The organism is Sandarakinorhabdus sp., from assembly GCF_031422795.1.
Classification (GTDB): Bacteria; Pseudomonadota; Alphaproteobacteria; order Sphingomonadales; family Sphingomonadaceae; genus Sandarakinorhabdus.
The window spans coordinates 1-6,423 of record NZ_JANPML010000053.1; the positions used below are offsets into that span (position 1 = coordinate 1).

At 63.8% G+C, this 6,423-nt stretch carries 7 protein-coding genes; 4 read left to right on the forward strand and 3 right to left on the reverse strand.

Annotation, left to right across the window (positions count from 1 at the left end; all coding sequences use genetic code 11):
* A partial coding sequence (locus RMO81_RS02060) for an N-succinylarginine dihydrolase (RefSeq protein ID WP_310474063.1) occupies positions 1–616 on the forward strand: 616 nt, incomplete at its 5' end.
* Positions 617–619: 3 nt separating this feature from the next.
* Here the strand turns inward: RMO81_RS02060 and RMO81_RS02065 are convergent.
* Positions 620–2,059 carry an AMP nucleosidase gene (locus RMO81_RS02065; RefSeq protein ID WP_310474070.1) on the reverse strand — a complete coding sequence of 480 codons (1,440 nt, stop codon included), beginning with the start codon at positions 2,057–2,059 and terminating at the stop codon, positions 620–622.
* Positions 2,060–2,113: 54 nt separating this feature from the next.
* Here RMO81_RS02065 and RMO81_RS02070 point away from each other — a divergent pair, with 54 nt between their 5' ends.
* Together RMO81_RS02070 and RMO81_RS02075 are read left to right on the forward strand one after the other, a co-directional pair.
* On the forward strand, positions 2,114–3,262 hold the full coding sequence (locus RMO81_RS02070; protein ID WP_310474064.1) for an acyl-CoA dehydrogenase family protein: 1,149 nt from the start codon (positions 2,114–2,116) through the stop codon (positions 3,260–3,262).
* A 40-nt stretch (positions 3,263–3,302) separates the two neighbouring features.
* Complete coding sequence (locus tag RMO81_RS02075; RefSeq protein ID WP_310474065.1) at positions 3,303–3,701, forward strand: DUF423 domain-containing protein; 399 nt, start codon at positions 3,303–3,305, stop codon at positions 3,699–3,701.
* Positions 3,702–3,704: 3 nt separating this feature from the next.
* Here the strand turns inward: RMO81_RS02075 and RMO81_RS02080 are convergent, their stop codons facing one another.
* Positions 3,705–4,481 carry a class II aldolase/adducin family protein gene (locus RMO81_RS02080; protein WP_310474066.1) on the reverse strand — a complete coding sequence of 259 codons (777 nt, stop codon included), beginning with the start codon at positions 4,479–4,481 and terminating at the stop codon, positions 3,705–3,707.
* A 25-nt stretch (positions 4,482–4,506) separates the two neighbouring features.
* Complete coding sequence (locus RMO81_RS02085; RefSeq protein WP_310474067.1) at positions 4,507–4,677, reverse strand: DUF2256 domain-containing protein; 171 nt, start codon at positions 4,675–4,677, stop codon at positions 4,507–4,509.
* Between the two features lie 70 nt (positions 4,678–4,747).
* Between RMO81_RS02085 and RMO81_RS02090 the strand changes: the two genes are divergently transcribed.
* Positions 4,748–6,358 carry an alkaline phosphatase D family protein gene (locus RMO81_RS02090; RefSeq protein ID WP_310474068.1) on the forward strand — a complete coding sequence of 537 codons (1,611 nt, stop codon included), beginning with the start codon at positions 4,748–4,750 and terminating at the stop codon, positions 6,356–6,358.
* The last annotated feature ends 65 nt before the right edge of the window (positions 6,359–6,423 follow it).

Genomic DNA, 6,423 nt, shown 5'->3' on the forward strand with positions numbered 1-6,423 from the left:
CGTATCGAACGCGCTGTTCGTGGCGCAGAGCCAGACCGCCATCGATGCCGGCGCCTTCCATAATGACGTGGTGGCGGTGGCCAACGGCAATGTGCTGTTCGCGCATGAGCACGCCTTTGCCGATGCGGCCGGCCTGAAGGCCGATGTGGCGCGCCGCATGCCCGACGCGATCACCATCGAGGTGCCGGACAGCGCAGTCAGCCTTGAGGATTCAATCAAGTCCTATCTGTTCAACAGCCAGCTGCTCACCCTGCCTGATGGCAGCATGGCGCTGGTGCTGCCGAAAGAGGCGGAGGAAACGCCATCTGTGAAGGCCTATCTGGCGGCGCTGGTGGAGGGCAACGGCCCCATCCGCGCGGCGCATTTCGTCGATGTGCGCGAATCGATGCAGAATGGCGGCGGCCCCGCCTGCCTGCGCCTGCGCGTGGCCGCCGATCCCGCCACGGTTGATCCGCGCTTCCTGCTTGATGAAGCGAAGGCCGCCCGGCTGGAGCGGCTGGTCGAGCATTGGTGGCCCGAAACCATCGGCCCTGCTGACATGGCCAACCCGGATCTGTGGCGCCAGGTGAAGGCAGCGCGGGCGGCGTTGCTGGCGGAGCTTGAGCTCAGTCTCTGAACGTCAACGAAACGGCGGCTCATCAAAGGCGCGCAGCTTGCGTGAATGCAGCGCCGGGCCTTCGTCGCGCAGGATCATCATCGCTTCGATGCCGATCTGCAGATGTTCGGAAATTGCGCCTTCGTAAAAGCGGTTGGCCTGGCCGGGCAGCTTGATCTCGCCGTGCAGCGGCTTGTCGGAAACGCACAGGAAGGTGCCGTAGGGGACGCGGAAGCGATAGCCTTGCGCGGCGATGGTGGCGGATTCCATGTCGATGGCGACGGCGCGGCTCTGGTTGAAGCGCAGCGATGACTGCGAATAGCGCAGTTCCCAGTTGCGATCGTCGGTGGTCACCACCGTGCCGGTGCGCAGGCGGGGTTTCAGCGCATCGCCGGTCATGCCGGTCACCTTTTCGGTGGCCAACTGCAGCGCCTTTTGCACTTCCGACAATGCCGGAATCGGGATTTCGGGTGGCAGCACGTCGTCCAGCACGTGATCATCGCGCAGGTATGCGTGGGCCAGCACATAATCGCCGATGGCCTGGCTGGGTCGCAGGCCGCCGCAGTGGCCAATCATCAGCCAGGCTTCCGGGCGCAGCACGGCAAGGTGATCGCAAATCGTCTTGGCGTTGGCCGGGCCGACACCGATGTTGACCAACGTGATGCCGGTGCCATTGGGGCCGATCAGGTGCCAGGCCGGCATCTGGTTCTTGCGCCAGGCAAAATCGGCGGCGGCGCGGTCGGCATCGGGATCGGCGGCGGTCAGGTCCAGCCCGCCGGGGCAGGCGAGGCGATCATACCCGTTCCCCAACTGCCGGCAGGCCCAGCGCACGAATTCATCGACATAGCGGTGATAGTTGGTGAGCAGGATATACTGCTGGAAATCCTCTGGCGGGGTGCCGGTGTAGTGCTTCAGCCGGGCCAGCGAAAAATCCGTGCGCGGGCCGTCGAACAGGGCGAGCGGGCGTTCATCCGCGCGGGTATCGTCCCACAGGCCGTCGGCCAGTTCGTCGCCGATCTGCTGCAATTCGGTGGTCGGGAAATGCCGGGCCAGCTCGGCGGCGGCGACGCCTTCCAGGTTGAGATCGGCCGCGCCATCGAGAACATAAGGATAGGGGACCTCAACCTCGGAACGGCCGACCGACACCACCACATCATAATCGGCCATCAGCAGGCCCAATTGTTCTTCGAGATAGGCGCGGAACATGGCCGGGCGGGTGACGGTGGTGGTGTAGCTGCCGGGGCGGTTCAACCGGGCAAAGGCGCGGATCGGCCGCAAGGCGCGGCGTTCGCCGGAAAACTCGAGGCGCAGTTCCGGGTAAGCCCAGTCGCCGCGCACGCGCTGGCTGCCGTCGGGGGCCACGCCGTTGTCGATATAATCCTTGAGCGCTGTGCGCAGGGCCAGCACGGATTGCGCGTGAATTTCGATCAGCTGATCGACGATGGTGGCGGGGGCAAGATTCATCATCGGCCTGATGCACGAATTGCGCGGCGCTTTCCAGCCTCGTAAAGACGAGCGATGAGCCAGTTTGACCTTACCGACGACCAGAAGGCGATTCAGGAAGCCGCCCGGCGCTTCACGGCCGAAGCGATCACGCCCCACGCCGCGCGCTGGGATGCGGAACATCATTATCCCAAGGACGTGGTGCAGGCCGCTGCCGCCCTGGGTTTCGGGTCGATCTATGTCAGCGAGGCCGGCGGCGGCATCGGGCTGGGCCGGTTGGAAGCGGCGCTGATCATGGAGGCGATGGCCTATGGTTGCCCGTCGACCAGCGCCTTCATCTCCATCCACAACATGGCGGCCTGGATGATCGACTGTTTTGGCAACGACGCGGTGAAGGCCAAATATCTGCCATCGCTGGTGACGATGGACCAGATCGCCAGTTACTGCCTGACCGAGCCGGGTTCGGGTTCGGATGCCGCAGCGTTGAAGACGCGTGCCGTCAGGGATGGCGATCATTATGTGGTGAGCGGTTCCAAGGCCTTCATTTCGGGTGCCGGGGTGAATGATCTTTATGTCACCATGGTGCGCACCGGGGTGGAGGGGCCGAAGGGCATTTCCTGCCTGGTGATCGAACGCGACATGAAGGGCGTGAGTTTTGGCGCGCCGGAACGCAAGATGGGCTGGCGTTCGCAACCCACCGCGCAGGTGAATTTCGATGAAGTGCAGGTGCCGGTGGAAAATCTGGTTGGCGTCGAAGGCCAGGGTTTCAGCATCGCCATGTCTGGGTTGGATGGCGGCCGGCTGAACATTGGTGCGTGCAGTCTGGGCGGCGGCCAGCGCGCGCTGGATGAAGCGCTGGCCTACACGCGGCAGCGCCAGCAGTTCGGCAAGGCGATTGCCGATTTCCAGGCGACGCAGTTCACCTTGGCCGATATGGCCACCGAACTCTCGGCGGCCCGCGCGCTGCTTTACCAAGCGGCGGTGAAGGTGACCGAAGGCGCGGCCGACAAGACGCAATTTGCCGCCATGGCCAAGCGTTTTGCCACCGATACCGGCATGGCAGTGGCCGATCGTGCCCTGCAACTGCATGGCGGCTATGGCTATCTGATGGATTATCCGGTGGAGCGCATCTTCCGCGATCTGCGGGTGCACCAGATTTTGGAAGGCACCAACCAGATCATGCGGATGATCACCGCGCGTGAGCTGTATCGGCACAGCAATTGAGGGCTTTTCAAGCGCGCACCCAAGCGGCAGTCTAGCGCACATGACCGAAGCTGCTCCCCCTGCCCGCCCGCGCTATCTGCCGGCCTTTGCCTGCCTGAACGCCGTGATCGCGTTGGCCTTTGGCACGTTTGCCGCCCACGGCATCGACGATCCGCAGGCGAAAGACTGGATCATGACCGGCGTGACATTCCAGTTGCCGCACGTCGCCGCCGTGTTTGCCCTGTTGGCGTGGCGCAATTCGCCGTTCGTGCATTCGGGCGCCTGGGCGGTTTCGGTTGGCAGCTTCGTTTTTGCCATGGACCTGAACCTGCTGGCCCTGGGCGCGCCGAAATGGGTGGCGGCGCTCGCCCCAGCCGGCGGCACCGCCATGATGTTCGGCTGGCTGTGGCTGGCCATCATCGCCTTTGCCGGCGATGCGCTGAACCGGTTTGAAAGCTGACGATCAATCCCGGAACGACGGGTCGATCCGGTCCAGTTTCCGCAGCAGTGCCGGCCAGGCCAGCATGTTGCCCACCATCTTCAGGCCGGTGCGGCCCTGATCGGCAGCCTTTTCCGGGGTGCCCTGCGGCGGGTGGTTGATCAGCTCCTGCCCGCCGGCCAGTGCGTGAATCTGCGCTTCGCAGGCGCGTTCGAGGAAATACATCTTGATGAAGGCTTCGGCCACGGTTTCACCCACGGTGAGCGTGCCGTGATTGCGCAGGATCATCGCGGTCTTGGTGCTGCCCAGGTCTTCCACCAGCCGTTCCCGTTCATCGAGGTCTGTCGCGACGCCTTCATAGTGGTGGTAGGTCAGCTCGTCGCGGATCAGCATGGCGGTCTGGGTCAGCGGCATCAGCCCTTCGGCCTGCGCCGAAACCGCCTGCCCGTGCGGCGTGTGCAGGTGAATCACGGCATGGGCATCTTCACGCGCCATATGGACGGCGCTGTGGATGGTGAAGCCAGCGGCGTTGGTGATGTAGGGCGTTTCCATCACCGGATGGCCTTCGACGTCGATCTTGACGAGGCTGGACGCGGTGATTTCCTCGAACATCAAGTTGTAGGGGTTGATCAGGAAATGATGCTCCGGCCCCGGCACCCGCACGCTGAGGTGGGTGAAGATCAGATCATCCCAACCATAATGGGCGACCAGACGATAGGCAGCGGCGAGATCGACGCGCAGCGCCCACTCTTCGGCCGAAACCTGATCCTTCACACTGGGCGTTTTCAGTTGCGTGGCCATGCTCAACTCTCCTGCCAAATTTTCGTCAGTCTGCCGCAGTTCCCTTGGCGCGGCCATAGGCCCCACTGCGGCATGCGTCGGAACAATAGCGCACATTATCCCAGTCGCGCGCCCATTTCTTCCGCCAGCTGAACGGGCGGCCACAGGCAGCGCAATCCTTGGTAGGCAGATCGGCCTTCTGGCGCATTTTGGCCATGGTGGTGGTTGCTCTCGAAATTGTCACAAAACTTGGTTTAATGGCATCAGCTTCTAAAGGGGAATCTGTCATGCGTCCTGCCATCGATCGTCGCGCCTTCCTGACGGCAACGGCTGCCGGCCTGATCCTGCCGGTGCGCCCCGCCTTGGCCCGGATGTGGCCGGCGAGCGGCTTCACCCATGGTGTCGCCTCGGGCCACCCTGGCCCCGGCGCGGTCACGCTGTGGACGCGCTATGCCAGTGTGACCGGCGCGGCGACGGCCCTGAAGCTGGAAGTGGCGGAAGACGAGGCCATGAGCCGCATCATCGCCCGCGCCGAAACGATGGCCGGCGCGGAGACCTGGGGCACCGCCCAGGTGCGCGTGTCGGGCCTGCCGGAAGGCAAGTGGCTCTGGTATCGTTTTGCCGCGCCCGATGGCAGCATGTCGATGGTGGGCCGCACCAAGACGCTGCCGACGGGCAAGCTTGATGCGTTGAAGCTGGCGGTGTTCTCCTGCTCCAACCGGCCGTTCGGGCATTTCAACGCCTATGCCCATGGCGCGGTGCGGGACGATATCGATGCGGTGATCCACCTCGGCGATTATATCTATGAATATCCTGTGGGCAATTATCCGGCGACGGTGATGCCCGGCCGCGAGATTCTGCCGGCCAACGAAATCACCATGATCGACGATTATCGCCAGCGTTATGCAAGCTATCGCACCGATCCCGGCCTGCAGGCCATCCATGCGCGTTTCCCGATGATTGCCATCTGGGACGATCATGAATTCGCCAACGACACTTGGAAGGGCGGCGCACAGAATCACCAGAATGATGAAGGCGTGTGGGAACTGCGCCGCGATGCCGCGCTGAAGGCGCACCGCGAATGGCTGATGACGCCGGACCGTTACTGGAACCGTTATGATTTCGGCGATCTGGTCTCGGTGATGACGCTGGATACGCGGCAGTCGGGCCGCGACAAGCAGCTTGATCTCAATGCCGCGATGCGCGGCGGAGCCGACGGCATCAAGGCCTTCCAGTCGGGTGAATGGCAGAATCCGGCGCGCACGCTGCTGGGCATGGATCAGGAAGCCTGGTTTGCCAGCGAAGTCGCCGCCAGCGTGAAATCCGGCCAGCGCTGGCAGTTGATCGCGCAGCAGGTGGTGATGGGCGATCTGTTCACGCCCAAGAACGCGCTGGAATGGCTGGCTGCCGATGCCGATCCGCGCGCGCAGGCCTATGTGAAGGGCGGCATTGCGGCGGCACAGGCCGGCATTCCGGGCGCGCAGGACATGTGGTCCGGCTATCCGCAGGCGCGTCGCCGTTTGCTGAAGGCGATGGCCGATGCCGGTGCCGATCCGATCGTGATCGCCGGCGACAGCCACAACGCGTGGGCCTTCAACCACACGCTGGATGGCAAGCCGGTGGCAGCCGAATTCGGCGTCCACTCGGTCACCTCGCCGGGCTATGAATCATCGTTGAAGGCCGATCCGGCGTTGATCCGGGCTGGCCTGCTGCAAAGCTCGCCGGGGCTGCAATGGTGCGACACCAGCCGCCGCGGCTATCTCACCTTGTCGTTCAGCGCCGCCGAAACCCGCTGCGACTGGGTTTTCATTGATACGATCAAGACGGTCTCCATGGCCACGACTGCACCGCAGGCCGCCGTGGTGAAGCGCGGCAAGCGCAAGATGACGCTGGCTTGAGAAGGGGTTAGGATGAGCGCGTGAAAGCCGCGCTCATTTGCCTTGCCCTGTTGTTTGCCGCGCCA